At 39.2% G+C, this 24,932-nt stretch carries 22 protein-coding genes; 19 read left to right on the top strand and 3 right to left on the bottom strand.

From position 1 onward, the window contains the following. Positions 1-7 precede the first annotated feature (7 nt). On the bottom strand, positions 8-1,768 hold the full coding sequence (locus tag WAZ07_RS06970) for a M4 family metallopeptidase (RefSeq protein WP_336471872.1): 1,761 nt from the start codon (positions 1,766-1,768) through the stop codon (positions 8-10). 167 nt (positions 1,769-1,935) lie between these two features. Between WAZ07_RS06970 and WAZ07_RS06975 the strand changes: the two genes are divergently transcribed. Next, on the top strand, positions 1,936-2,793 hold the full coding sequence (locus WAZ07_RS06975) for a helix-turn-helix domain-containing protein (RefSeq protein WP_336471873.1): 858 nt from the start codon (positions 1,936-1,938) through the stop codon (positions 2,791-2,793). Between the two features lie 87 nt (positions 2,794-2,880). After that, positions 2,881-3,027: a quorum-sensing peptide PapR gene (locus WAZ07_RS06980; RefSeq protein ID WP_336471874.1), complete on the top strand. Its 147-nt coding sequence runs from the start codon at positions 2,881-2,883 to the stop codon at positions 3,025-3,027. Between the two features lie 277 nt (positions 3,028-3,304). Here the strand turns inward: WAZ07_RS06980 and cls are convergent, their stop codons facing one another. Beyond that, positions 3,305-4,498 (bottom strand): cardiolipin synthase, encoded by a 1,194-nt coding sequence (cls, locus tag WAZ07_RS06985; protein ID WP_336471875.1) that lies wholly within the window; start codon positions 4,496-4,498, stop codon positions 3,305-3,307. 337 nt (positions 4,499-4,835) lie between these two features. On the opposite strand from cls, the gene WAZ07_RS06990 reads away from it, so the two are divergent. From WAZ07_RS06990 to pyrG, 8 genes are all read left to right on the top strand, one after another. After that, on the top strand, positions 4,836-6,944 hold the full coding sequence (locus tag WAZ07_RS06990; RefSeq protein ID WP_336471876.1) for a (Fe-S)-binding protein: 2,109 nt from the start codon (positions 4,836-4,838) through the stop codon (positions 6,942-6,944). A gap of 108 nt (positions 6,945-7,052) precedes the next feature. After that, a complete protein-coding gene (locus tag WAZ07_RS06995; protein ID WP_336471877.1) occupies positions 7,053-8,249 on the top strand; it encodes an acetyl-CoA C-acetyltransferase in 1,197 nt (398 codons plus the stop codon). Between the two features lie 17 nt (positions 8,250-8,266). Continuing rightward, positions 8,267-9,118, top strand: a complete 852-nt coding sequence (locus tag WAZ07_RS07000; protein ID WP_336471878.1) for a 3-hydroxybutyryl-CoA dehydrogenase — start codon at positions 8,267-8,269, stop codon at positions 9,116-9,118. A 76-nt stretch (positions 9,119-9,194) separates the two neighbouring features. Next, entirely contained in the window at positions 9,195-10,325 is a 1,131-nt protein-coding gene (locus tag WAZ07_RS07005) for an acyl-CoA dehydrogenase (RefSeq protein WP_336471879.1), read from the top strand. A 13-nt stretch (positions 10,326-10,338) separates the two neighbouring features. Further along, positions 10,339-11,478: an acyl-CoA dehydrogenase AcdA gene (gene acdA, locus WAZ07_RS07010; RefSeq protein ID WP_336471880.1), complete on the top strand. Its 1,140-nt coding sequence runs from the start codon at positions 10,339-10,341 to the stop codon at positions 11,476-11,478. 247 nt (positions 11,479-11,725) lie between these two features. Beyond that, positions 11,726-12,367, top strand: coding sequence for a TetR/AcrR family transcriptional regulator (locus WAZ07_RS07015; RefSeq protein WP_336471881.1), 642 nt, complete (start codon positions 11,726-11,728; stop codon positions 12,365-12,367). A gap of 149 nt (positions 12,368-12,516) precedes the next feature. Further along, positions 12,517-13,047 (top strand): DNA-directed RNA polymerase subunit delta, encoded by a 531-nt coding sequence (rpoE, locus tag WAZ07_RS07020; protein ID WP_336471882.1) that lies wholly within the window; start codon positions 12,517-12,519, stop codon positions 13,045-13,047. Between the two features lie 256 nt (positions 13,048-13,303). Further along, positions 13,304-14,911, top strand: coding sequence for a CTP synthase (pyrG, locus tag WAZ07_RS07025; protein ID WP_090917957.1), 1,608 nt, complete (start codon positions 13,304-13,306; stop codon positions 14,909-14,911). A 38-nt stretch (positions 14,912-14,949) separates the two neighbouring features. On the opposite strand, the gene WAZ07_RS07030 is transcribed toward pyrG, so the two are convergent. Further along, the gene (locus WAZ07_RS07030; protein ID WP_336471883.1) at positions 14,950-15,477 is read right to left on the bottom strand and encodes a DUF2529 domain-containing protein; all 528 of its coding nucleotides are present in this window, start codon (positions 15,475-15,477) and stop codon (positions 14,950-14,952) included. A 191-nt stretch (positions 15,478-15,668) separates the two neighbouring features. Here WAZ07_RS07030 and WAZ07_RS07035 point away from each other — a divergent pair, with 191 nt between their 5' ends. From WAZ07_RS07035 to prmC, 9 genes are all read left to right on the top strand, one after another. After that, positions 15,669-16,037, top strand: a complete 369-nt coding sequence (locus tag WAZ07_RS07035; RefSeq protein ID WP_090917952.1) for a response regulator — start codon at positions 15,669-15,671, stop codon at positions 16,035-16,037. 211 nt (positions 16,038-16,248) lie between these two features. After that, the gene (locus WAZ07_RS07040; RefSeq protein WP_336471884.1) at positions 16,249-17,106 is read left to right on the top strand and encodes a class II fructose-bisphosphate aldolase; all 858 of its coding nucleotides are present in this window, start codon (positions 16,249-16,251) and stop codon (positions 17,104-17,106) included. A gap of 261 nt (positions 17,107-17,367) precedes the next feature. Continuing rightward, positions 17,368-18,657, top strand: coding sequence for a UDP-N-acetylglucosamine 1-carboxyvinyltransferase (locus WAZ07_RS07045; protein WP_090917948.1), 1,290 nt, complete (start codon positions 17,368-17,370; stop codon positions 18,655-18,657). A gap of 90 nt (positions 18,658-18,747) precedes the next feature. After that, a complete protein-coding gene (gene glpX, locus WAZ07_RS07050; protein WP_090917947.1) occupies positions 18,748-19,713 on the top strand; it encodes a class II fructose-bisphosphatase in 966 nt (321 codons plus the stop codon). Positions 19,714-20,094: 381 nt separating this feature from the next. Beyond that, positions 20,095-21,366 (top strand): transcription termination factor Rho, encoded by a 1,272-nt coding sequence (gene rho / locus WAZ07_RS07055; protein WP_020059786.1) that lies wholly within the window; start codon positions 20,095-20,097, stop codon positions 21,364-21,366. Positions 21,367-21,507: 141 nt separating this feature from the next. Further along, positions 21,508-21,753: a type B 50S ribosomal protein L31 gene (locus WAZ07_RS07060; RefSeq protein WP_034635411.1), complete on the top strand. Its 246-nt coding sequence runs from the start codon at positions 21,508-21,510 to the stop codon at positions 21,751-21,753. Positions 21,754-22,055: 302 nt separating this feature from the next. Next, a complete protein-coding gene (locus tag WAZ07_RS07065; RefSeq protein WP_336471885.1) occupies positions 22,056-22,640 on the top strand; it encodes a thymidine kinase in 585 nt (194 codons plus the stop codon). Between the two features lie 188 nt (positions 22,641-22,828). Next, positions 22,829-23,896, top strand: coding sequence for a peptide chain release factor 1 (gene prfA, locus WAZ07_RS07070; protein ID WP_139207720.1), 1,068 nt, complete (start codon positions 22,829-22,831; stop codon positions 23,894-23,896). Beyond that, positions 23,896-24,744 (top strand): peptide chain release factor N(5)-glutamine methyltransferase, encoded by an 849-nt coding sequence (gene prmC / locus WAZ07_RS07075; protein ID WP_336471886.1) that lies wholly within the window; start codon positions 23,896-23,898, stop codon positions 24,742-24,744. The genes prfA and prmC overlap by 1 nt, the downstream gene beginning before the upstream one ends. Positions 24,745-24,932 lie beyond the last annotated feature (188 nt).

Below are 24,932 nucleotides of genomic sequence, written 5' to 3' on the forward strand. Positions count from 1 at the left end.
TTTTTTATTATTTTCTATTTTGTACATCAATCACTTCATTCACTTGTGGTAATGCTTTGTAACCGTGTGCTAGGAATGCTTTGTCTACTTCTGTTGCTACGGCATTACCATATAAGTCTTTTGCAGCTTGTACAATGTGAGAGTGAAGAGATTCGAAATCTTCTGCTGATGTTGCATAGTTTTGCAGGGCACGCATAACGATTTTACTTACTTTATCGTTACCTTGTTTTGCAACTGTTACACCGTTATATGTTTTTCCTTCTACCAATTGATAAAGAACGTGACTAATAATCCCTGAATTTTGATGAGACTCTTGGTTGTTTCCATCATTATAGAAATCTTGTAAGTTTGTATATAGTTTTTTACCATGGTCACCGATTTCGTTTGGAATATCACGAATTGTTGGGCCGTCTAATGTATCACCCATAATCCAGTTTCCTTTGTCTTTCTTTACGTAAAACTCTATTTGTGTTCCCCAGAAGTCCGCAAGCCCTTCATTTAATGCATTTGTTTCATCGTTTGGATATTTTACAACTTTATTTTTAGTTGTTCCGCTAAATACAGCATGTCCAAATTCATGTGCGGTTACATCAATAGCAGATGTTAATTTTCCGTTTAAGCCATCGCCAAACACCATTTGGTTCCAAACTGGATGCCAAAAGGCGTTTTCATAGTTTGTTTTTACACCATCACTTACTTCAGTAGAATCAAATCCATGTACGCTTGCAACAATTTTTGCATCTTTATTATCGTAGCTTTTTAGATTGTGTTTCGTTTTATAATAATCATAAATAGCACTCATGTTTTTCATAACACCAACAGCTTCTTTATCGACAAATGTAGTTGATGTACTAGAAACGAGTGTACCAGGATAACCAGCTTGATCATATCCGCCTTGCGAATCTGCATAGTTTGCATCATAAATATAAATACCATTACCACGCATTAAATCAGCTAAATAAAATTTTCCATCAGTTCCTTTTGCGATATTAAATAATGTCTTTTCTAGTAGTGCGTTTACACCAGCTCCGTGTTTTTTTACTGAAGATAACTGCGGAATCCCAGCTTGTGGAACAGGTTGTTTTTCTTTATTTTTTACGATTTTTTCTTGGAATAACATTTCACTATGGATTAAATCAATAATTGCTTGACCGTTAATGATTTGATCGTCATTTTCATATGTAAATGTAATAACATCTGCATATGTGTAGCTACCGTCTTGTTTTTTATAAATGACAGTTTCACCAGTAAATTCTTTTTCTAACGCATCATTTGGAGTTTGAAGAGCATTTCGTAAGAAAGTTTTCACTTCATTTTTCGACAAAAAATTTGTTATAGTAAGATTAGGTTGTTGTGCTAAATTTTGGGCAACCTTACCGCTGACAGTTGTAATTACTCCATTTTTATCTACTTTTACAATTAAGTCTTGGCCGTATACTTTGTAGCTTTTATAAGTTTGGGTAAGACGTACTTCTGTTTGATTTTCTTTTGTCTCTTTATTTGTCAGTTGGAAATCAACGCTTTTTTCAGTGGTAACTTGTTCTTGTTGTGCTTTTGACCCTTGCACTTCACCTTTTAAGTACTTTTTCGCGATGTTTTCTTTCGTGTCATTTTGAGGTTCTGTTAATTTTCCGATTGTTAGACCGGGCTGAGCAACTTCAACTTTTACTTGGTTATTATTAATTTCTTGAGCATGAATTGCTTCAGTTGATAAAGGACAGAGTAGACCGAAAGTAAGAAGGGCACTAGTCATTTTTTTATAATTCATCTCTAACACTCCTAATCTTGTATTTGTATGAGATAAATTGTAAGAGGAAGTTGCTAAATTTTATATAAATTATGCAATATTTCATATCGAAAATTGTCGAAAGGGCCTTATTGTAGTGGTATGACCACTTAAAAAATAAACTGCTATAAACGGGATGGTGAGCTAACATGCATGCACAAAAGCTGGGAGCCGAAATTAAAAACATTAGAGTAATGAGAGGTTTGACACAAAAGCAGCTATCTGATAACATATGTCATCAGTCGGAAGTGAGTAGAATAGAATCAGGAGTAGTATATCCAAGCATGGACATACTTCAGGGAATTGCAGCGAAGCTAAAAGTACCTATCATTCATTTTTATGAAGTACTGGCTTATTCTGATATTGAACGAAAAAAACAATTTAAGAGTCATATTAAATCGCTAAGCAAACAAAGGAGATATGAAGAAATTTATAAAAAGGTATGGGATGAATTAAAGAAAGAAGAAGATCATCCAGAGTTTCAACAGTTTCTTCTTTGGTACCATCACTTATCGGCGTATGTGTTGAAAAAAGTGAATTATGAATACTGCATTTTGGAATTAAAAAAATTAATAAATCAGCAATTAGTAGGTATAGATGTATTTCAAAATTTATATATCGAAAATTCAATTGCAAATATTTATGCGGAAAATGGATGTATTCAAAAAAGCATCGAACTTTATCAAAATATTTTAAAACAGTTGGAGTCGTTACATAGTAGCGAGGAATTTGCTATAAAGGTTGGCTATAATTATGCAAAGGCATTGTATTTAGATGAACAGTATGAGAAAGCGCTTAAGCAAGTTGAAAAAGCAATTGAAACATCATGCTGTAATAGTAACATGACACTCATTGGGCAGCTGTTTTATCAAAAAGGAGAATGTCTTGAAAAGCTAGGGCATTCAGAAGATGATATTAGAATTGCTTATGAAAAAGCTCTTTTCTTTTTTGAACTATTAGATTTATGTTCTTACAAAAAGACGCTTTTAAAAAAAATGAATGTTTAAATATGAAAAAAATGGATATGCATAATTACATGTTTTGTGGATAAAATTTCATGTTATATTAAAAGAAAGATATGGAGGGAATGGAATATGAAGAAACTTCTTGTTGGTAGTTTATTGACGTTAGCAATGTTAGCGGGTATTTCATTTGGAACTGCGGTAGTAGATCAAAATCAAGCAGTAACAAATCATAACGAGGTAGTACAATTAGCTTCAGACTTACCATTTGAATATTAAAATAGAAAAAAACAACCGTCTAATTAAGACGGTTGTTTTTTTATGTCTTTTTCTAAATTTGTATTCCCTTTTGTAATAAATTCTATACGTCTTCAGCATAGACTAGTTTACCATTCAAGGGTATTGCTGCTCCGGCGTTTTATTCCCCTAATGGATGAAAGGTCCGCTACTAATTTAAATAGTGTTAAATCTTTTTGCAGGAGAACAGTTCCACAATGCAAGTGCATGTGCGACATAACCAAATCTTATTTGCATAGGTACCCCGCCTTTTCTGTATTTATAGAAAAAAAGAAAATAATGTTCCGATCCATTCCTTTCCTTTGTCAGAAAGGGATAGAGAAGAAACATCATCCATAGAAAGTAAGATGGAAGCTTTTAAGTCTTGCTCAATTTCTTTCTTTACTTGTTCTAAAAACGGTGAGTCATATAATATACAATTGATTTCATGATTAATATATAAGCTTCGCTTATCAAAATTTGCAGTTCCAATATCACAAATACAGCCATCTACCATTACAATTTTTGCGTGAAAAAATCCATCTAGAAATTCATGAATATGACACCCTGCTTTAATAAGCTTCCGACAATATGGAAGTTTTGCTTCACGAACAAATGGATGATCTGCTTTTTTAGGAACGAGTATAATAATACGAACGCCTCTTTTTCGAGCGCGCAGCAATGCGTTCATTAGTTTTTTTCCAGGAATAAAATAGGGCGTACCAATATACAGTTCTTTTGTGGCCTTTTCAATAAGGTCGAGAAATGTTTGTTGTAAATATGCACCGTCAGTTGGTATGAACCGATGAGAAGTTTCTCCTTTTTTTAGTATTGGAAAATAACAATTTTCATGCAATAAGTCTTCATTTGTATCATCGCGCCAATCATGTAGAAACTGCGTTTGTAAATCTTGTACACCTTCTTCAGTAAGGCGTAGATGATAGTCACGCCAAGGCCCTAGTTCTTGGTTGTGCCCTAAATATTCTTCCCCGATGTTGAATCCTCCAATGTACCCAATTTTTCCATCAATAATTGTAATTTTTCTATGATTTCTTTGGTTAACGGAGAAAAAGAGAAATGGAAGGCGAATTTTATGACAAAATGAAAAGTGCACACCGTGTTGTTTTAATTTACAAATCGTTTGTTTTGATAAATGATGGCTGCCGATTCGATCAAGAAGAAGGCGCACTTCAATACCTTGCTCTGCTTTTTCCATTAAAAGCTGTAAAAATGTGTGACTAATTTCATCATTTTTTACGATAAAAAACAAAATATGTACATGGTGTTTAGCGTGTTGTATATCAGTAAATAGTTCCTTATATAATGTTTGACCATATGTATAAAGTTTAAAATTACTATGGCGTACAGGAAAGGAACGCGGTTTAAGATTGTTCAAATGAATTTTTCTTCCATAGATGAAGTCAAAAGTTGCCCACAGTAAGAGAAAGATAAGGACGAGAAATAAAAAGTTCATGTAATCATTCCCCCCTCTATATTCATTTTTATCCTGCTATTCGAAGACAGTAATCCCCAGCCCTGAATATTCAGAGGCTACTGGCATTGGCATGAGCCAAATTGATTCAACTAATCATCAATGGGAATGAAAAAACCCTACTGATGGAAGTGTCGCTTTATAGTTTCACCGAAATAAAAAGCTTTATGAAAAAATATATTGTTGTATAACAAAAAACTGTTGACTGAATGCTCACTCATCATATAATGGGAGTAGGGGTAACAAATTCAGAAAATTATTTATTTTCGAAGATTCGAAAATAAAAATCATACTACATGGAGAGGGGCTGGCAGAAATTATGAATAGCTTATTAATTGTAAATTGGTTGGCGACAATTGCCATCATAGCGTATGCAGCATATTTATTTGTGTATCTAATACGAACACGAATTACCTACATACGATTAGGAAAGAAAGTAGAGTTTGATCGCCGCTTTAAAGAAAGATGGGACCTGATTAAAGGGAATGTCTTCGGACAAAAGAAGCTGCTCAAAGATAAAAAAAGCGGCATTATGCACGTTATGTTTTTTTACGGATTTATTCTTGTCCAGTTTGGAGCAATTGACTTCATATGGAAAGGCTTAGCACCAGGATCACATCTTCCACTTGGACCACTATATTCTGCATTTACATTCTTCCAAGAAATCGTCACACTTATCATTTTAATCGCAGTCTTTTGGGCTTTTTATAGAAGGTATATTGAGAAGCTTGTTCGTTTAAAGAGGAACTTTAAAGCAGGGCTAGTTTTAATTTTTATCGGCGGCTTAATGTTATCTGTTCTCCTTGGTAATGGAATGGGCATCATTTGGCATGGCGAGGAATTATCATGGAGTGAACCGATCGCTTCTGCAATCGCTTACTTATTTTCTGGAATTGGCGAAACAGCTGCAATTACCCTGTTCTATTTTGCGTGGTGGATGCATCTACTTATTTTGTTAACGTTTTTAGTTTACGTTCCACAATCGAAACACGCGCATTTAATTGCAGGACCAGCAAATGTATACTTTAGCCGTTTAACAAACCCAGGGAAATTAGAAAAAATTGATTTTGAAGATGAAACGCAAGAAACGTTTGGCGTTGGGAAAATTGAAGACTTCAAACAAACGCAGCTTATTGATTTATATGCATGCGTAGAGTGCGGCCGCTGCACGAATATGTGCCCGGCAACAGGAACTGGTAAGATGCTGTCGCCAATGGATTTAATTTTAAAATTGCGTGACCATTTAACAGATAAAGGTGCAGCAGTAACGTCGCGCGCACCGTGGGTACCAACCGTTGCATTTAACAATACAAAAGGCAACCAATTAGCGATGATGGCAGCTGGAGATGGACAACATGAATCGGCAGCAACGCTCACATACAATCCAAGTTTAATTGGCGATGTCATTACGGAAACGGAAATTTGGGCTTGTACAACGTGCCGTAACTGTGAGGATCAATGTCCGGTTATGAACGAACATGTTGATAAAATTATTGATTTACGTCGCTACCTCGTTTTAACCGAAGGAAAAATGGATCCAGAAGCGCAGCGTGCTCTGACAAATATCGAACGTCAAGGAAACCCTTGGGGATTAAATCGTAAAGAGCGTGAAACGTGGCGTACGATGGAAGAAGAAGTTGCCATTCCAACTGTGAAAGAAAAAACGAAAGCAGGCGAAGAGTTTGAATATTTATTCTGGGTAGGGTCTATGGGATCTTATGACAACCGAAGCCAGAAAATTGCGTTATCATTTGCGAAGTTAATGAATGAAGCTGGTATTTCCTTTGCGATCCTCGGAAATAAAGAGAAAAACTCAGGAGATACACCGCGCCGCCTTGGAAATGAATTTGTTTTCCAAGAGATGGCAAGTAAGAATATTGAAGAGTTCGAGAAAGCGGGCGTGAAGAAGATTGTGACGATCGATCCGCATGCGTATAACACGTTTAAAAATGAGTATCCGGACTTTGGATTACAAGCAGAAGTCTATCATCATACAGAACTGTTAGCACAGTGGGTGAAAGAAGGGCGCTTAAAGCCAGTTCACCGCGTAGAAGAAACGATTACGTATCACGATTCTTGTTATTTAGGACGTTATAACGAAGTATATGAAGCGCCGCGCAATATTTTAAAAGCGATTCCAGGTGTGAAGCTTGTTGAAATGGAACGTAATCGCGAAACAGGAATGTGCTGCGGAGCTGGCGGCGGTCTGATGTGGATGGAAGAGACGGCTGGTTCGCGTATTAACGTGGCACGTACCGAACAAGCACTTGCTACATCGCCGACGATGATCGGTACGGGCTGTCCGTATTGCTTAACGATGATCAGCGATGGTACGAAGGCGAAAGAAGTGGAAGAGCGCGTGCAAACGCTTGATATAACAGAGATTTTAGAGCGCTCTGTCATCGGACCGAAGAAAGAAGCAATGTAACATATAAGAATCCGTACAACTTTAGATAAAAGGAGGTGCAAACCGTGCACCTCTTTCTCACAACAGCTGCACTGAACGAGCGTTCAATCAACGCCGTAATAAAAAGAAATGGGGGAATATGTTTTGACAAGAACAGTAATTTTAAGTGCTGCAAGAACACCTGTTGGAAAGTTTGGGGGAGCTTTAAAGGATGTAAAGGCAACGGAGCTTGGAGGAATTGCAATTGGAGCGGCATTAGAGCGCGCGAATGTTGCAGCAAGTGATATTGAAGAAGTTGTATTTGGAGCGGTTATTCAAGGAGGACAAGGGCAAATTCCATCTCGCCAGGCAGCTAGAGAGGCAGGGATTCCGTGGGAGACTCGTACAGAAACAGTGAATAAAGTTTGTGCATCCGGACTTCGTGCTGTAACGTTAGCAGATCAAATTATTCGTACTGGCGATCATTCGTTACTTGTAGCAGGCGGCATGGAATCGATGAGCAATAGTCCATATATTTTACGCGGCGCACGCTGGGGATATCGTATGGGGCATAACGAAGTTGTCGACTTAAATGTGGCAGATGGTTTAACGTGCTCATTTACCGGCATGCATATGGGTGTGTACGGCGGCGATGTTGCGAAAGAAGACGGTATTTCCCGTGAAATGCAAGACGAGTGGGCGTACAGAAGTCATATGCGTGCGACTGCAGCGCAAAAGGAAGGCCGCTTTGAAGAAGAAATTGTCCCTGTATCTGTGCCGCAGCGAAAAGGGGAACCGGTAGTCGTAGCGCACGACGAAGCACCGCGCAAAGATACAACACTTGAAAAATTAGCAAAGCTAAAACCTGTATTTGATAAGGATGCAGCGGTTACGGCTGGGAATGCACCAGGTTTAAATGATGGGGCAGCGGCGCTCGTATTAATGAGTGAAGAGCGTGCGAAGGCGGAAGGAAGAAAACCCCTTGCAACGATTTTAGGGCATACAGCAATTGCGGTTGAAGCAAAGGATTTTCCGAGAACACCAGGCTATGCCATTAACGAGTTATTAAAGAAAACAGGCAAGAAAGTGGAAGACATTGATTTATTTGAGATTAATGAAGCGTTTGCTGCTGTAGCAATTGCAAGTGCAAATATTGCAGGCATTGATCCAGAGAAGATTAACGTAAACGGCGGAGCGGTTGCGATGGGGCATCCAATTGGAGCAAGCGGGGCGCGCATTATCGTTACTCTTATTCATGCATTGAAGCAGCGCGGCGGCGGAATCGGAATCGCTTCTATTTGCAGCGGCGGTGGTCAAGGCGACGCAATCATGATTGAGGTTCAGTAAAAAAGGGGGCTATAAACATGACAGTACAAAAGATTGTCGTAATTGGTTCGGGGCAAATGGGTTCTGGAATTGCACAGGTGTGTGCGATGGCAGGGTATGACGTATATATGCAAGATTTAAAACAAGAGCAGTTAGACCGCGGAATTGGGATTATTACGAAAAATTTATCTAGACAAGTTGAGAAGGGCCGCATGAGCGAAGAGGATAAGCAGGCAACGTTAAATCGTCTGACAGCAACGCTTACACTAGATTGTGTAAAAGAAGCAGACCTTGTCATCGAAGCGGCTGTGGAAAGAATGGACATTAAAAAGCAAATTTTTGCGAATTTAGATGAATTAGCACCGGAGCATACGATTTTGGCAACAAATACATCTTCGCTGCCAATTACTGAAATTGCAGCTGTTACAAATCGTCCAGAAAAAGTCATCGGTATGCACTTTATGAATCCAGTTCCGGTTATGAAGCTTGTCGAAATTATTCGCGGCTTAGCAACAGAGGACGCTGTATATGAAACGATTGAGGATATTACAAAAAAAATCGGCAAAGTCCCAGTTGAAGTAAATGACTTCCCAGGTTTTGTTTCTAACCGTATTTTATTGCCAATGATTAATGAGGCAATTTATACGTTATATGAAGGTGTGGCAACGAAAGAAGCAATCGATGAAGTTATGAAGCTTGGGATGAATCATCCGATGGGACCGTTGACACTTGCTGATTTTATCGGTTTAGATACGTGTTTATACATTATGGAAGTACTGCATGAAGGATTGGGGGATAGCAAATATCGACCATGCCCGCTCCTACGTAAATATGTGAACGCAGGCTGGTTAGGACGTAAGACAGGACGCGGTTTTTACGTTTATGAATAATAAACACCTCTTTCGGTGTACTAGTGGTCTTACTAAATCGTTCAATCACAATAGAAAATAATTTGAGGTGGAGCAGATGAATTTTCAATTTACAGAAGAGCAGCAAATGATGCGGAAAATGGTTCGGGACTTTGCCGGGAAGGAAATTGCTCCCTTTGTTCCTACTATGGAACAAGGGGTGTTTCCTCGAGAAGTCCTAAAGAAAATGGGTGAGCTTGGACTAATGGGGATACCGATTCCAGCGAAATACGGCGGAGCGGAAATGGATTTTATTTCGTATATTTTAGCCATTCATGAAATTTCAAAAGTAAGCGCTACCGTAGGGGTGATTTTAGCGGTACATACCTCTGTTGGAACGAATCCTATTTTATATTTTGGAACAGAAGAGCAAAAACAAAAATATCTTCCAAAGTTGGCAGCTGGTGAATATTTAGGGGCATTTGCATTAACAGAGCCAAGTGCGGGATCAGATGCTGGGAGTCTGAAATCAAGAGCAGTTAGGCAAGGTGATGAGTACGTTATTAACGGTTCGAAAGTATTTATCACAAACGGCGGCGAGGCAGATACATATATTGTCTTTGCTTCTACGAATCCGGAGGCAGGTACACGCGGAATATCGGCATTTATTGTTGAAAAAAATACACCGGGTTTAATTGTTGGAAAAGATGAACACAAAATGGGGTTATTAGGTTCTCGTACAGTGCAATTAACGTTTGAAGATATGAAAGTTCCTGCTGAAAATTTGCTTGGCGAGGAGGGTCAAGGTTTTAAAGTGGCGATGGCAAATTTAGATGTTGGTCGCATCGGTATCGGGGCACAGTCACTTGGTATCGCTGAGGCAGCGCTGGAGTGTGCTACTGATTATGCGAAAGAGCGTCATCAATTTGGCAAACCAATTGCTGCGCAGCAAGGATTAGGATTTAAGCTAGCGGATATGGCAACAGCTGTCGAGGCAGCTCGCCTGCTCGTATACCGCGCTGCATCGTTAAGAGCACAAGGTTTACCGTGCGGGAAGGAAGCGTCAATTGCAAAATTATTTGCTTCCAAAACAGCAGTAGAAGTTGCTGTTGAAGGTGTGCAGGTGCTTGGCGGTTATGGCTATACAAAAGATTATCCTGCGGAGCGCTTCTTCCGCGATGCAAAAATATGTGAGATTTATGAAGGAACAAGTGAGATCCAGCGCTTAGTTATTAGTAGAGCGCTTTAAGGGGGAGATAGAGATGCATTTTAAACTATCAGAAGAGCACGAAATGATTCGGAAAATGGTTCGTGATTTTGCGAGAAATGAAGTGGCACCAACGGCAGCGGAGCGCGACGAAGAAGAACGCTTTGACCGCGCCTTGTTTGATCAAATGGCGGAGCTAGGTTTAACTGGTATTCCGTGGCCTGAAGAGTACGGCGGAATTGGAAGCGATTACTTAGCTTATGTGATTGCGGTAGAAGAGCTGTCACGCGTTTGCGCATCTACAGGTGTAACGTTATCGGCGCATACATCGCTTGCAGGATGGCCAATTTTTAAATTTGGTACAGAGGAGCAAAAGCAGAAATATTTACGCCCAATGGCAGAAGGAAAGAAAATAGGTGCTTATGGCTTAACGGAGCCGGGTTCTGGCTCTGATGCTGGTGGAATGAAGACGACAGCAAAGCGTGATGGCAATCATTATATTTTAAACGGTTCGAAAATTTTCATTACAAACGGCGGAATTGCGGATATTTATGTTGTATTTGCACTGACAGATCCAGAATCAAAGCAGCGCGGTACAAGTGCATTTATTGTGGAAAGCAGTACACCAGGATTTTCCGTTGGAAAGAAAGAGAGCAAGCTTGGTATTCGTTCTTCACCGACGACGGAGATTATATTTGAGGACTGCCGCATTCCTGCTGAGAACTTACTTGGCGAGGAAGGGCAAGGATTTAAAATTGCAATGCAAACATTAGATGGCGGCCGTAATGGTATTGCGGCGCAAGCGGTTGGTATCGCACAAGGCGCACTTGCTGCTGCTGCTGATTATGCGAAGGAACGCCAGCAATTTGGGAAACCAATTGCCGCGCAACAAGGAATTGGCTTTAAACTAGCGGATATGGCGACTGGGGTAGAGGCGGCGCGCTTGTTAACATATCAAGCGGCTTGGCTTGAATCAGAAGGTTTACCGTATGGAAAAGAATCAGCAATGTCGAAACTATTTGCAGGAGATACAGCAATGAAAGTGACAACAGAGGCTGTGCAAGTATTTGGAGGATACGGTTATACAAAAGATTATCCAGTGGAACGCTTTATGCGCGATGCAAAGATTACGCAAATTTACGAAGGAACGCAAGAAATTCAGCGCCTTGTTATTTCACGTATGTTAACGAAGTAGAAATTATCCCGCTATTCGTGGGCAGTAAGCCCCCACTTCAAGATGCAGAGAAAAGCGTTGTCCAGCTTTGCCTCCGCTTTTCTAAAGAAGCTAGGTGGGGGATAACTGCTGGCATGTGCCCGATTGGGCGGGCTTTCTATCAGTGGGGGATGAAGAACCCCCCCACTGATGGAAGTTTCATTTTATGAGAAGCGTAGGGAATCTCCTACGCTTCTTCCTGCAAATTGAGAAAAAAGGAGTGAAGGAGATGGTTAAGCGCAATGTACAAGCATCTGTGAAAGATGAAAGACTTATTGCACTTCGGCGTGAGCAAATGATTAAAGGTGCTGTGCAGCTCTTTAAACAAAAAGGATTTCCTCGTACAACAACAAGAGAAATCGCAAAAGCGGCAGGATTTAGCATTGGTACGCTCTATGAATATATTAGAACGAAAGATGATGTACTTTATTTAGTGTGCGATAGCATTTATGAACATGTAAAAGAGCGCTTAGAGCAAGTGTTGTGCAGAGAAAAAGGAAATGTTGATAGCTTAAAAGCAGCGATTACAAACTATTTTAAAGTTATGGATGAATTACAAGAAGAGGTTCTTATTATGTATCAAGAAGTTCGTTTTCTACCAAAAGAATCGCTGCCTTACGTATTAGAGAAAGAATTTCAAATGGTGGGGATGTTCGAAGATATTTTGCAGCAATGTGTTCAAAATAAAGTATTTACTTTAACAAAAAAAGAGATTCAACTGCTTGCTCATAATATTTTTATTCAAGGACAAATGTGGGGATTTCGTCGCTGGGCGTTGCAGAAACTTTATACATTGGAAGAGTATACAGAGATGCAAATTCGTTATGTATTAAATGGTGCTCATATGATTCAAAACGAAAAAGGAAAATAACCTTTAATATGCATAGGGAATCACTTTATGATTCCCTATTTTTTTTGTGGCATATTTGGTGCAGTTTTGTTTATAATGAATAGTATGGATTTTTTTGAACAGGCCTTTATATAATTAGGATATATTTTAAGAAAGGAAGTGTCGCACAAGTGAATTTAAAGCAATTTTCACCAGAAGAGCTAAAAGAATTGTCCATGATCGAAGTTGTACATAGCTTGTTAGAGGAAAAAAAACAAGCAACACCGTTTCATGATCTAGTTCAAGAAATTGCTCAATTACTGGAACTATCTGAAGAACAAGTTGCTGCGAGAATCGCGCAATTTTATACAGATTTAAATATCGATGGGCGCTTTATCAATCTTGGAGAAAATCGTTGGGGACTACGTGGATGGTACCCATACGAGCAAATTGATGAAGAAATTTTACCTCAGCCGAAGTCTAAGAAGAAACGTAAAGTGGAAGAAGATGAATTAGATGACTACATCGGTGATGATGAAGACTTCGAAGATGAAGAAGACTTCGGAGAAGAAGAAGAAGATGTAGAAGATCTTGATGAACTTCTTGATGAAGATGATGATCTTGATGATTTAGAAGAAGAAGAAGAAGATGATGAAGACTTCGTTGATGAAGATGAATTAGAATATGACGAATCAGAAGAAGAAGAAGAGGAAGAGCTGTAGTTCTTGACTTTTCATTATCGTCCATGTAGAATCATTTTTGGGCTCTTTAAAAAAGACGATAACAACTTTTACGTGTAAATATAAAAGAAAATTGCTCCCTACTTATTACTTTTTGTGATAAAGGGAGCAATTTTCTTTTTTGTTTTTTGTTTAGAAAAACGAAAGAGTCTAACAATAAGATAAGGTAAGTGTTATCTACATCCGTTGTGATTTGCAGCGGTAATTATATAACAGCAAAGTGGAAGGGAGTACATTCATGACTAAGTATATTTTTGTAACAGGCGGTGTAGTATCGTCTCTAGGAAAGGGGATCACAGCAGCATCCCTTGGAAGACTATTAAAAAATCGTGGTTTAAATGTAACAATTCAAAAGTTTGACCCGTATATTAACGTAGACCCAGGGACAATGAGTCCATACCAACATGGTGAGGTATTCGTAACAGACGATGGTGCAGAAACAGATTTAGACCTTGGTCACTATGAGCGTTTCATTGATATTAACTTAAATAAATACAGCAACGTAACAACAGGTAAAATTTACTCTTCTGTTCTTCAAAAAGAGCGCCGTGGTGAATATTTAGGAGGAACAGTTCAAGTTATTCCTCACATTACAAACGAAATTAAAGAGCGCGTATTCCGTGCGGGCCGTGAAACAAATGCGGACGTTGTAATTACAGAAATCGGCGGAACTGTTGGTGACATTGAGTCTTTACCATTCTTAGAAGCAATTCGCCAAATTAAGAGTGATATTGGCCGTGACAATGTAATGTACATCCACTGTACGTTAATTCCGTACTTAAAAGCAGCGGGTGAAATGAAAACAAAACCAACGCAGCACAGTGTTAAAGAACTTCGCAGCTTAGGTATTCAGCCGAACATTATCGTTGTTCGTACAGAACTTCCTGTTTCTCAAGATATGAAAGATAAGCTAGCATTATTCTGCGATATTGATCCAAAAGCAGTAATTGAAGCACTCGATGCAGATACATTATATGCAGTTCCATTATCTCTTCAAGAGCAAAACATGGACCAAATTGTTTGTGATCATTTAAAATTAGACAATCCAGCTGCAGATATGACAGAATGGAATGCGTTAGTTGAAAAAGTACGCAATCTGTCTAAGAAAACAAAAATTGCTCTTGTTGGTAAATATGTAGAGCTTCAAGACGCATACATTTCTGTTGTGGAAGCACTTCGTCATGCAGGTTATAAATTTGATACAGATGTAGAAGTGAAATGGGTAAATGCTGAGCACGTAACAGCAGAAAATGTGAAAGAATTAGTTGGCGATACAGACGGTATTCTTGTACCAGGTGGTTTCGGGGACCGTGGCGTTGAAGGTAAAATCGCTGCAATTCAATATGCACGTGAAAACAAAGTTCCATTCTTAGGAATTTGCTTAGGAATGCAACTTGCATCAATCGAATTTGCACGTAACGTATTAGGATTAGAAGGTGCAAACTCTTCTGAAATTAATCCTGACACGCCTTACGCAATTATCGATTTATTACCAGAACAAAAAGATGTCGAAGATTTAGGTGGTACACTTCGTCTTGGTTTATACCCATGTAAGCTTACACCAGAAACAAATGCTTACAATGCGTATAACGAACCGGTTGTATATGAACGTCATCGTCATCGTTATGAGTTCAATAACCAATTCCGTCAAGACATGGAAAATGCAGGGTTCATCTTCTCTGGTACAAGCCCAGATGGTCGTTTAGTAGAAATTATCGAATTAAAAGAACATCCTTGGTTCGTGGCAGCACAGTTCCACCCAGAACTTGTATCTCGTCCAAACCGTCCACAACCGTTGTTCCATGACTTCGTACAAGCTTCTATTATTAATAAAGAAGGTAAGTAATGAGAAAAAGGCGTCCTACTATAGGGCGCCTTTTTCTGTTACTCATATTCATTTATAATGTCATCGATTGTAAATTTTAATCCGTGATATGCAAATAAAGCTGTCATTAAACTTGGAAAGCCATAACGAGAGCCATCATCATCTGGAATTAATGGTTTTACAAGTTTTGTATCGATATGTGCATCGGTGAATTGTTCTAATGACACTTCGCCTTCTTGTTCAGCTGAAATACCAACAATAAAATGACCGTTTTCCTGCAAATGTTTTGCTAGTGAAATAATCTCTTCATCTGTGGAAAAACGGCTAATAAGTAGTACGCGATCGGCAGCGGTTACGTCTGCTTGTTTACCGTCTTCAAATAAACGTTTTGCATTTTGCATAGGCTCTGCTCCGTATAGGGCTTCGTAAATTACACCTTCCATCTCTTTCGTACCGTGCAAATAAATGTACCCATCTCCGACTAATGCTTGTGCAAGTAAACGAGCGCTATCTTCTATATTCATTTCTTCTTCCTGAGCAATTTTTGTGAAATAGCCACCTAACTGAGTGGAAAAAATTTTAAACATGGTGATGCTCCTTTCTAGCATGCTTGCCGGCTTTCATTATAGCTTATTTATTCATAACGGTGCTAGCGCTAGGAAATAGGAAGCGGTAAAATAAGAAAGAATAGGAAGGAATTTGATAAAATGTAGCGAAAATAATCGAAAGAGATGCGAGAAATATAAATTATGCGTTTATTATAGAAAGGTTGGGGAGCATGGAAGGGAAAATTTTAATCGTTGATGATCAATACGGCATTCGTGTTTTATTACATGAGGTGTTTCAAAAGGAAGGTTACGAAACATTCCAAGCAGCAAACGGTTTTCAAGCCCTTGATATTGTGAAAAAAGATTGTCCGGATTTAGTTATTTTAGATATGAAAATCCCGGGTATGGACGGAATTGAAATTTTAAAACATGTGAAAGAAATTAATCAAGATATTAAAGTAATTTTAATGACGGCTTATGGTGAATTAGATATGATTCAAGAAGCAAAAGAACTCGGTGCGTTAATGCATTTTGCAAAGCCGTTTGATATTGATGAAATTCGGGGAGCCGTGCGAAAAGAAATCGCTGTACAAGCATAATCGTGAATTTTTTATTAAAAAGTATGAAAAAAAGCGTTTTCATGAACTGATGAGCAGGTGAATGCGGTTGAGTTTTTGAGTACAAGTTGGTATCCTATGGAGTGTAGAAAAAAGTCCGGTATGTGGTTATACATATTTTCCCTTATCGTGGTCATACTACCACCGATAAGAACTTATCGGATACAAAAAAACGTTTTTAGGAGGATTTACCATGCCTTTAGTTTCCATGAAAGAAATGCTAAACAAAGCGCTAGAAGGACAATACGCAGTTGGTCAATTCAACATGAATAACTTAGAGTGGACACAAGCTATCTTAGCTGCTGCGGAAGAAGAAAAATCTCCTGTAATTTTAGGTGTATCTGAAGGTGCAGCTCGTCATATGACTGGTTTCAAAACAGTTGTAGCTATGGTTAAAGCTTTAATCGAAGAAATGAACATCACTGTTCCTGTTGCGATTCACCTTGATCATGGTTCAAGCTTCGAAAAATGTAAAGAAGCAATTGATGCAGGTTTCACATCTGTAATGATCGATGCTTCTCACCATCCATTTGAAGAAAATATTGAAACTACTAAAAAAGTAGTAGAATATGCACATGCTCGTAACGTATCTGTAGAAGCTGAGCTTGGTACAGTTGGCGGACAAGAAGACGACGTAGTAGCTGAAGGTGTTATCTACGCTGATCCAGAGGAATGTAAGGAACTAGTAGCTGCAACAGGTATTGACTGCCTTGCTCCAGCATTAGGTTCTGTACATGGTCCTTACAAAGGTGAGCCTAACTTAGGATTCAAAGAAATGGAAGAAGTTCGTGACTTAACTGGTGTACCTTTAGTACTTCACGGTGGTACTGGTATCCCAACAGCTGACATCAAAAAAGCTATCTCTTTAGGTACTTCTAAAATCAACGTAAACACAGAAAACCAAATCGAGTTTACAAAAGCGGTTCGTGAAGTATTAAATAAAGACCAAGAAGCTTACGATCCTCGTAAATTTATCGGACCTGGCCGTGAAGCAATTAAAGCGACTGTAATCGGTAAAATCCGTGAGTTTGGTTCTAACGGTCAAGCATAATTCTAAAAATGACTTTAGAAACCGTCTAGCCTTTTAGACGGTTTCGTTTCGTTGTATAATGAAAGCGTGAACATTTTATAGAATAGACAAATTTCTACTTGTTAGGGCATTTAAAGAGAAATATTTTTGTAATTGTGTAAAAATAAAGGAAACAAATAGCATGGACATACTCGCAAGTGTAAAAACGTATCCGAAATAGTGAAATTACCCGTTTAAATAGGGATTAGATCGGGGAATGAATTCACAAGAAGGGGGTTTGAGATGGATAAGTTGCTAATTGAAGGCGGTGTGCCCTTACATGGTTCGATTCGTGTGAGCGGCGCAAAAAATAGTGCTGTCGCGCTTATTCCTGCGACCATTTTAGCAGACACACCAGTTACAATCGGTGGTGTACCTAATATTTCTGATGTGAAAATACTCGGTGATTTATTGGAGGAAATTGGTGGATCTGTCACATATCATCCAGACGAAGAAATGACAATTGATCCTTCGAAAATGGTAGCAATGCCTCTTCCAAATGGAAAGGTAAAAAAATTGCGTGCCTCTTATTATTTAATGGGAGCAATGCTTGGTCGTTTTAAACAAGCAGTAATTGGACTTCCTGGTGGATGTCATTTAGGACCAAGGCCAATTGATCAACATATTAAGGGTTTTGAAGCGCTTGGAGCACAAGTAACTAATGAGCAAGGTGCAATATATTTACGCGCAGATGAACTGCGGGGAGCACGTATTTATTTAGATGTTGTTAGCGTAGGCGCGACAATTAATATTATGCTTGCTGCAGTGCGCGCAAAAGGTAGAACAGTCATTGAAAATGCAGCGAAAGAGCCAGAAATTATTGATGTAGCAACACTTCTTACAAGCATGGGAGCTCGTATTAAAGGGGCAGGAACAGACGTGATTCGTATTGATGGTGTTGAATCGCTTCATGGTTGTTATCATTCTATTATTCCTGATCGCATTGAAGCTGGAACGTATATGATTTTAGGAGCGGCTTCTGGCGGTGAAGTTGTAATTGATAATGTGATTCCGCAGCATTTAGAATCTATAACGGCTAAGCTTCGAGAAATGGGTGTAAGAGTAGAAACACACGATGATCAAATTGTGGTAGATGGGGACCGTCAGCTAAAAATGGTGGATGTAAAAACACTCGTATATCCAGGATTTCCAACTGACTTACAGCAACCGTTTACGACGCTATTAACGAAGGCAAGTGGAACGGCAGTTGTAACGGATACCATTTACGGAGCGCGTTTTAAACATATAGATGAATTAAGAAGAATGAATGCGCAAATTAAAGTAGAAGGTCGTTCTGCTATCGTGACAGGGCCTGTTTTAATGCAAGGAGCTAAAGTAAAAGCGAGTGACTTACGTGCCGGAGCTGCTCTTGTTATTGCAGGTTTAATGGCAGAAGGGGTTACAGAAGTTACGGGATTAGAACATATTGATCGCGGCTATGAAAATTTAGAAGACAAGCTCCGAGGTCTTGGAGCGAAAATTTGGCGTGAAAAAATGACAAGCCAAGAGATTGAACAGATGAAAAATGCCTAAAGAGCTTTGCGTAGGTAAAGCGACATAAGGTAAATGGTATTAAATGTTAATTGTGGGAGAAATATTAAGGTTTAAAGGAGAGGGATTATAGTGGAAAGAAGTTTATCCATGGAATTAGTACGTGTAACGGAGGCTGCAGCGTTATCATCAGCACGTTGGATGGGACGCGGTAAGAAGGATGAAGCGGATGGAGCTGCAACTTCAGCGATGCGCGATGTATTTGACACAGTGCCGATGAAAGGAACTGTAGTAATTGGTGAAGGGGAAATGGACGAAGCGCCAATGCTATATATCGGTGAAAAATTAGGAACTGGATATGGTCCGCGCGTTGACGTAGCAGTTGATCCATTAGAAGGAACAAATATCGTTGCAGCAGGAGGATGGAATGCATTAGCAGTTATTGCAGTAGCAGACCATGGAAACTTACTACATGCACCTGACATGTACATGGATAAAATTGCGGTTGGCCCAGAAGCGGTTGGTGCTATTGATATTAATGCACCAGTTATTGATAACTTACGTGCTGTTGCGAGAGCAAAAAATAAAGATATTGAAGATGTTGTAGCAACTATTTTAAATAGACCACGTCATCAGGCGATTATTGAGGAAATCCGTAAAGCGGGAGCGCGAATTAAATTGATTAATGATGGTGATGTAGCTGGTGCTATTAACACAGCGTTTGATCGCACAGGTGTTGATATTTTATTTGGATCTGGCGGTGCACCTGAGGGAGTTTTAGCTGCCGTGGCATTAAAATGTTTAGGCGGAGAAATTCAAGGAAAGCTCCTTCCACAAGACGAAGCGGAATTAGAGCGCTGCAAAAAGATGGGGATTAGTGATATCGACCGCGTTCTTCGTATGGAAGATTTAGTAAGAGGTGATGATGCAATCTTTGCAGCAACAGGTGTTACGGACGGTGAATTACTGCGCGGTGTTCAATTTAAAGGAAGTACTGGTACAACGCATTCCCTTGTTATGCGTGCGAAATCGGGAACAGTTCGCTTTGTTGACGGGCGTCACAGTTTAAATAAAAAACCAAATTTAGTTATGAAGTAAAACTTCCATTAGTGGGAATTTTTCTTCATCCCTGCTACTGGAAATTATAACTAATCGTGCTTTTTGGGGCAGTCATCTTCACCTATCTTCTTTGACTTTGCAGAATTTTGAACACGGGCAGAAGGTGTTTATGAAATGGAAATATGGCTGTCTGTATAGATAAAATAAGAAGTATGCAAGTGATGGATAGAGCGAAGACAAATTTTGTTGTCTTCGCTTCTTGTATTTGTCTCGTAACATATTGATTAAAATGAGGTAAAAGGGTTACAATAGTGAATATTACTCTACTTGTACTTATTGCCTTTCATTTTATATGTATTAGCCTTCCGCAATTACCTTTACCCAATGAAAAAGAGAATAATATTAAAGTGTGGTGTCCGAATGAATTTAACAATTTCAGCATTAGAGAACATGAAGTTAAAAGAGTTATATGAACTTGCAAAAGAATTTAAGATTTCTTATTACAGCAAATTAACGAAGAAAGAGCTAATTTTTGCAATTTTAAAAGCACGAGCAGAAAAAGAAGGTTTCTTTTTCATGGAAGGTGTACTGGAAATTATTCAATCAGAAGGATTTGGATTCCTACGTCCAATCAACTATTCTCCGAGTTCTGAAGATATTTATATTTCAGCTTCGCAAATTCGTCGTTTTGATTTGCGTAATGGAGATAAGGTTTCTGGTAAAGTGCGACCTCCGAAAGAAAATGAGCGTTATTTTGGATTGCTGCAAGTTGAAGCGGTTAATGGAGATGATCCAGAATCGGCAAAAGAACGTGTGCATTTCCCTGCGTTAACACCGTTATATCCAAATCGTCAAATGAAATTGGAAACGGAAACGAAGAAATTATCAACACGCATCATGGATTTAATTGCACCAGTTGGGTTTGGGCAACGTGGTCTAATTGTTGCGCCTCCAAAGGCTGGTAAAACAATACTGTTAAAAGAAATTGCGCACAGCGTTACAACAAATCATCCAGAAGCAGAACTGATTGTACTTTTAATTGACGAACGCCCAGAGGAAGTAACAGATATCGAGCGTTCTGTAAAAGGTGATGTTGTAAGTTCTACTTTTGATGAAGTCCCAGAAAACCATATTAAAGTAGCTGAGCTTGTGCTAGAGCGTGCGATGCGTCTTGTTGAACATAAAAAAGACGTTATCATTTTAATGGATAGTATTACTCGTTTAGCGCGTGCTTACAACCTTGTGATTCCGCCAAGCGGACGTACTTTATCTGGTGGTATTGATCCAGCGGCATTCCATAGACCGAAACGCTTTTTCGGAGCGGCTCGTAATATTGAAGAGGGCGGTAGTTTAACAATTTTAGCAACAGCTCTTGTTGATACAGGGTCTCGTATGGATGACGTCATTTATGAAGAGTTCAAAGGAACAGGAAATATGGAGCTTCACTTAGATCGTTCTTTAGCGGAACGTCGTATTTTCCCAGCTATTGATATTCGTCGTTCTGGTACACGTAAAGAAGATTTATTAATTCCAAAAGAACATTTAGACAAGTTATGGGGTATTCGTAAAACAATGAGAGATACGCCAGACTTCATAGAAAGCTTCTTGCGTAAGCTACGTCAAACAAAGACAAATGAAGAATTTCTACAAAATATCCCTGCAGATTCAAAGAGATATGTCACGATGAAGTAATGCTAAAAACAGGTAGTTGCAAAATGCAGATAGCCTTGTTATAATTTCATCATGTGCGTTTCATCGCTATAGTTGTGATTGCAGCTAACGATGAAAAAACTCTGTTTCGAAAATGATTCAGGGCGGAAGGAGATGAAAAGAATGAAAGCAGGAATCCATCCAGATTACAAGAAAGTTGTATTTATGGATACAAACACAGGCTTCAAATTCTTAAGCGGATCTACAAAAGGTTCTAACGAAACTATCGAGTGGGAAGATGGTAATACTTATCCATTACTAAAAGTTGAGATCAGTTCTGATTCTCACCCATTCTACACAGGACGTCAGAAGTTTGCTACTGCAGACGGACGTGTTGACCGCTTCAATAAGAAATACGGCCTTAAGTAATAACAAACATAAAGCAGGCAAGTGTATATATCCGCTTGTCTGTTTTTTTTGCGAAAATATAAACCTTTACTTACTTAGAGTAAGAATAAGTAGGTAAATCCAAATTAAAAAACGACATAAAACCATCTTTTTTAGGTGGGCGAGAGCGTCTGGCCATGCATAGAAGTGGTCAGGACCTTTTACTGCCACATGCGAAGTTCAAACAAAGGGAGAAAGTAGCAGGCTCCTTTTTTTTCTGCATAGCAGCAATCTATATGTCGAAAAATCAAAATGGGTTCATATAGGTGAAAGGAGGAGCTTTTATGTACTTAATAAATCAACACGGTTGGCTTGAAGTGATTTGTGGAAGCATGTTCTCCGGGAAATCAGAAGAGCTCATCCGCCGTGTGCGCCGTACGCAATTCGCAAAGCAAAACGCGATTGTATTTAAACCGTGCATTGATAACCGTTATAGTGAAGAAGATGTTGTGTCGCATAATGGATTGAAAGTAAGAGCAGTTCCTGTTGCGGCTTCAAAAGAGATGTTTGAACACGTAACAGAAGATATTGATGTTATAGCAATTGATGAAGTGCAATTTTTTGATGGGGACATTGTGGAAGTGGTGCAAGAATTGGCAAACCGAGGCTATCGTGTAATTGTTGCCGGTTTAGACCAAGATTTCCGTGGTCTACCATTTGGACAAGTTCCTCAGCTTATGGCAATTGCGGAGCATGTAACAAAACTGCAAGCAGTATGTGCTGAATGCGGATCTCCTGCAAGTCGTACGCAACGTTTAATCGATGGGGAACCAGCTTCTTTTGATGATCCAATTATTTTAGTTGGCGCATCGGAATCATATGAACCACGTTGTCGTCATTGCCATGCTGTATCAATTAAACAGAGATAAAAACTCGCTACATAAGGCGGGTTTTTTTAGAAAATGCGAATAGTTAGATGTGAATCTGTTTTTAGGAGATATCTAGTTCCGCCCCCGGGCCTGAACAGTCGGCTCCACTTTTAAAATATAATTTGCGTTTTTTTTGTTATGTACCATATACTATGTGTATTAGAGACTAGGATGTTGAGGTGAATGGTGTGTTAGATCGTTTGCAAGCTGTAGAAGATCGTTATGAAAAGTTAAACGAGTTTCTAAGTGATCCAGAGGTTATTAGTGATCCGAATAAACTGCGTGAATATTCAAAGGAACAATCTGATATGCAAGAAACGGTAGAGGTGTACCGTGAGTATAAAGATGTTCGTGAACAATTAAGAGATGCAAAAGCGATGTTAGAAGAGAAGTTAGATGCTGACATGCGTGAAATGGTAAAAGAAGAAGTTTCTGAGCTAGAGGGACAAGAGAAGGAATTATCAGAGCGTCTGAAAATTTTACTTGTTCCAAAGGACCCGAATGATGATAAAAACGTTATCGTTGAGGTTCGTGGGGCTGCTGGTGGCGATGAGGCTGCTTTATTTGCTGGTGACTTATACCGTATGTATAGCCGTTATGCAGAGGTTCAAGGCTGGAAAACAGAAATTATTGAAGCGAGTTACACAGAACTAGGTGGATATAAAGAGATTATCTTTATGATCAACGGTAAAGGCGCTTTCGCAAAATTGAAATTTGAAAATGGTGCACACCGTGTGCAACGTGTTCCCGAAACAGAATCTGGCGGACGTATCCATACTTCTACAGCAACTGTAGCTGTATTACCAGAAGCAGAAGAAGTAGAAATCGATATTCATGAAAAAGATGTTCGTGTTGATACGTTTGCTTCTAGTGGCCCTGGTGGACAAAGTGTTAATACAACGATGTCAGCGGTACGTTTAACGCATTTACCGACTGGTGTAGTTGTTTCTTGTCAGGATGAAAAGTCACAAATTAAGAATAAAGAAAAAGCAATGAAAGTATTACGTGCACGTGTTTATGATAAGTTTAGACAAGAAGCACAAGCTGAGTACGATCAAAACCGTAAACAAGCTGTTGGTACGGGAGACCGTTCTGAGCGTATTCGTACGTATAACTTCCCGCAAAACCGTGTTACAGACCATCGAATCGGTTTAACGATTCAAAAGCTAGATCAAATCTTACAAGGTAAGTTAGATGATTTCATCAACGCCTTAGTGATGGAAGATCAGGCGCAAAAGATGGAGGCAGCTGAGTAATGCGTGTCTATGAAGCCCTGAAATGGGCTTCTTCTTTTTTACGTGAACATGGACGTGATGAAAATGCGGGAGAAATTGTCCTTTGTCATGTATTAAAGACGAATCGAACAGGTTTGATGATGAACATGCGTGAAGAATTAACGGAAGAACAAGAGAAAACTTTTACAAACTTTATTCATAAGCATGTGGAGGGTATTCCTGTTCAGTATTTAATTGGATATGAAATGTTTTATGGGCGCCCATTTTTCGTAAATGAAGAAGTGCTCATTCCAAGACCAGAAACAGAGGAACTTGTGCTAGGGGTGTTAACACGTATTCGCCGTAAATTTGGGGATAAACACATCCATGTGGCGGACATTGGTACTGGCAGCGGTGCAATTTCAATTACTCTGGCTTTAGAAAATCCGCATTTACATGTATACACAGTCGATATTGTCACGGAATCAATTGAAGTGGCGCGGAAAAATGCGACAGAACTTGAGGCGAATGTAACGTTCTATCACGGTGATTTATTGTCGCCATTTCAGGAAACGAAGCAAAAACTAGATGTCGTTGTGTCAAATCCACCTTATATTCCAGAAGAGGATTGGAGAGGTCTTTCTTCTGTAGTGAAAGAGCATGAGCCAAAGCGTGCACTTGTAGGTGGTGAAGATGGGCTTGATTTCTATCGACGCTTTATGGAGGAATTGCCAAAGGTACTGCAAGAAGAATCGATTGTTGCTTTTGAAGTGGGTGTAGGACAAGGTGAGGATGTGCGTGCTTTATTGAAAGAAACATTCCCACATGCACATGTGGAAGTGGTCTTTGATATTAATGGGAAAGATCGCATGGTCTTTGCGGAAATGTAATTTTAATTTGGAGCTGACCTGAAAATGGACTTTTGTCAGCTCCCTTTAGTGTATCAAGCATGTTGAACATTGTTGAAGGATCTTTATGTTGTGTCTAATCGTCGATATATTGTGAAAATCTCCGATATATCAATGGGCATGTAAGAAGGAATTAACCTCCCAAAGAAATCTACATCCCTTTTGAGTCA

It is taken from the genome of Bacillus bruguierae (genome assembly GCF_037104725.1).
Lineage (GTDB): Bacteria > Bacillota > Bacilli > Bacillales > Bacillaceae_G > Bacillus_A > Bacillus_A bruguierae.

Excerpts from the sequence above, each read along its gene's own strand:
- WAZ07_RS06970 (WP_336471872.1), bottom strand. The coding sequence starts at position 1,768 with ATGAATTATAAAAAAATGACTAGTGCCCTTCTTACTTTCGGTCTACTC.
- WAZ07_RS06975 (WP_336471873.1), top strand. The coding sequence starts at position 1,936 with ATGCATGCACAAAAGCTGGGAGCCGAAATTAAAAACATTAGAGTAATG.
- WAZ07_RS06980 (WP_336471874.1), top strand. The coding sequence starts at position 2,881 with ATGAAGAAACTTCTTGTTGGTAGTTTATTGACGTTAGCAATGTTAGCG.
- cls (WP_336471875.1), bottom strand. The coding sequence starts at position 4,498 with ATGAACTTTTTATTTCTCGTCCTTATCTTTCTCTTACTGTGGGCAACT.
- WAZ07_RS06990 (WP_336471876.1), top strand. The coding sequence starts at position 4,836 with ATGAATAGCTTATTAATTGTAAATTGGTTGGCGACAATTGCCATCATA.
- WAZ07_RS06995 (WP_336471877.1), top strand. The coding sequence starts at position 7,053 with ATGGGGGAATATGTTTTGACAAGAACAGTAATTTTAAGTGCTGCAAGA.
- WAZ07_RS07000 (WP_336471878.1), top strand. The coding sequence starts at position 8,267 with ATGACAGTACAAAAGATTGTCGTAATTGGTTCGGGGCAAATGGGTTCT.
- WAZ07_RS07005 (WP_336471879.1), top strand. The coding sequence starts at position 9,195 with ATGAATTTTCAATTTACAGAAGAGCAGCAAATGATGCGGAAAATGGTT.
- acdA (WP_336471880.1), top strand. The coding sequence starts at position 10,339 with ATGCATTTTAAACTATCAGAAGAGCACGAAATGATTCGGAAAATGGTT.
- WAZ07_RS07015 (WP_336471881.1), top strand. The coding sequence starts at position 11,726 with ATGGTTAAGCGCAATGTACAAGCATCTGTGAAAGATGAAAGACTTATT.
- pyrG (WP_090917957.1), top strand. The coding sequence starts at position 13,304 with ATGACTAAGTATATTTTTGTAACAGGCGGTGTAGTATCGTCTCTAGGA.
- WAZ07_RS07030 (WP_336471883.1), bottom strand. The coding sequence starts at position 15,477 with ATGTTTAAAATTTTTTCCACTCAGTTAGGTGGCTATTTCACAAAAATT.
- WAZ07_RS07035 (WP_090917952.1), top strand. The coding sequence starts at position 15,669 with ATGGAAGGGAAAATTTTAATCGTTGATGATCAATACGGCATTCGTGTT.
- WAZ07_RS07040 (WP_336471884.1), top strand. The coding sequence starts at position 16,249 with ATGCCTTTAGTTTCCATGAAAGAAATGCTAAACAAAGCGCTAGAAGGA.
- WAZ07_RS07045 (WP_090917948.1), top strand. The coding sequence starts at position 17,368 with ATGGATAAGTTGCTAATTGAAGGCGGTGTGCCCTTACATGGTTCGATT.
- rho (WP_020059786.1), top strand. The coding sequence starts at position 20,095 with ATGAATTTAACAATTTCAGCATTAGAGAACATGAAGTTAAAAGAGTTA.
- WAZ07_RS07060 (WP_034635411.1), top strand. The coding sequence starts at position 21,508 with ATGAAAGCAGGAATCCATCCAGATTACAAGAAAGTTGTATTTATGGAT.
- WAZ07_RS07065 (WP_336471885.1), top strand. The coding sequence starts at position 22,056 with ATGTACTTAATAAATCAACACGGTTGGCTTGAAGTGATTTGTGGAAGC.
- prmC (WP_336471886.1), top strand. The coding sequence starts at position 23,896 with ATGCGTGTCTATGAAGCCCTGAAATGGGCTTCTTCTTTTTTACGTGAA.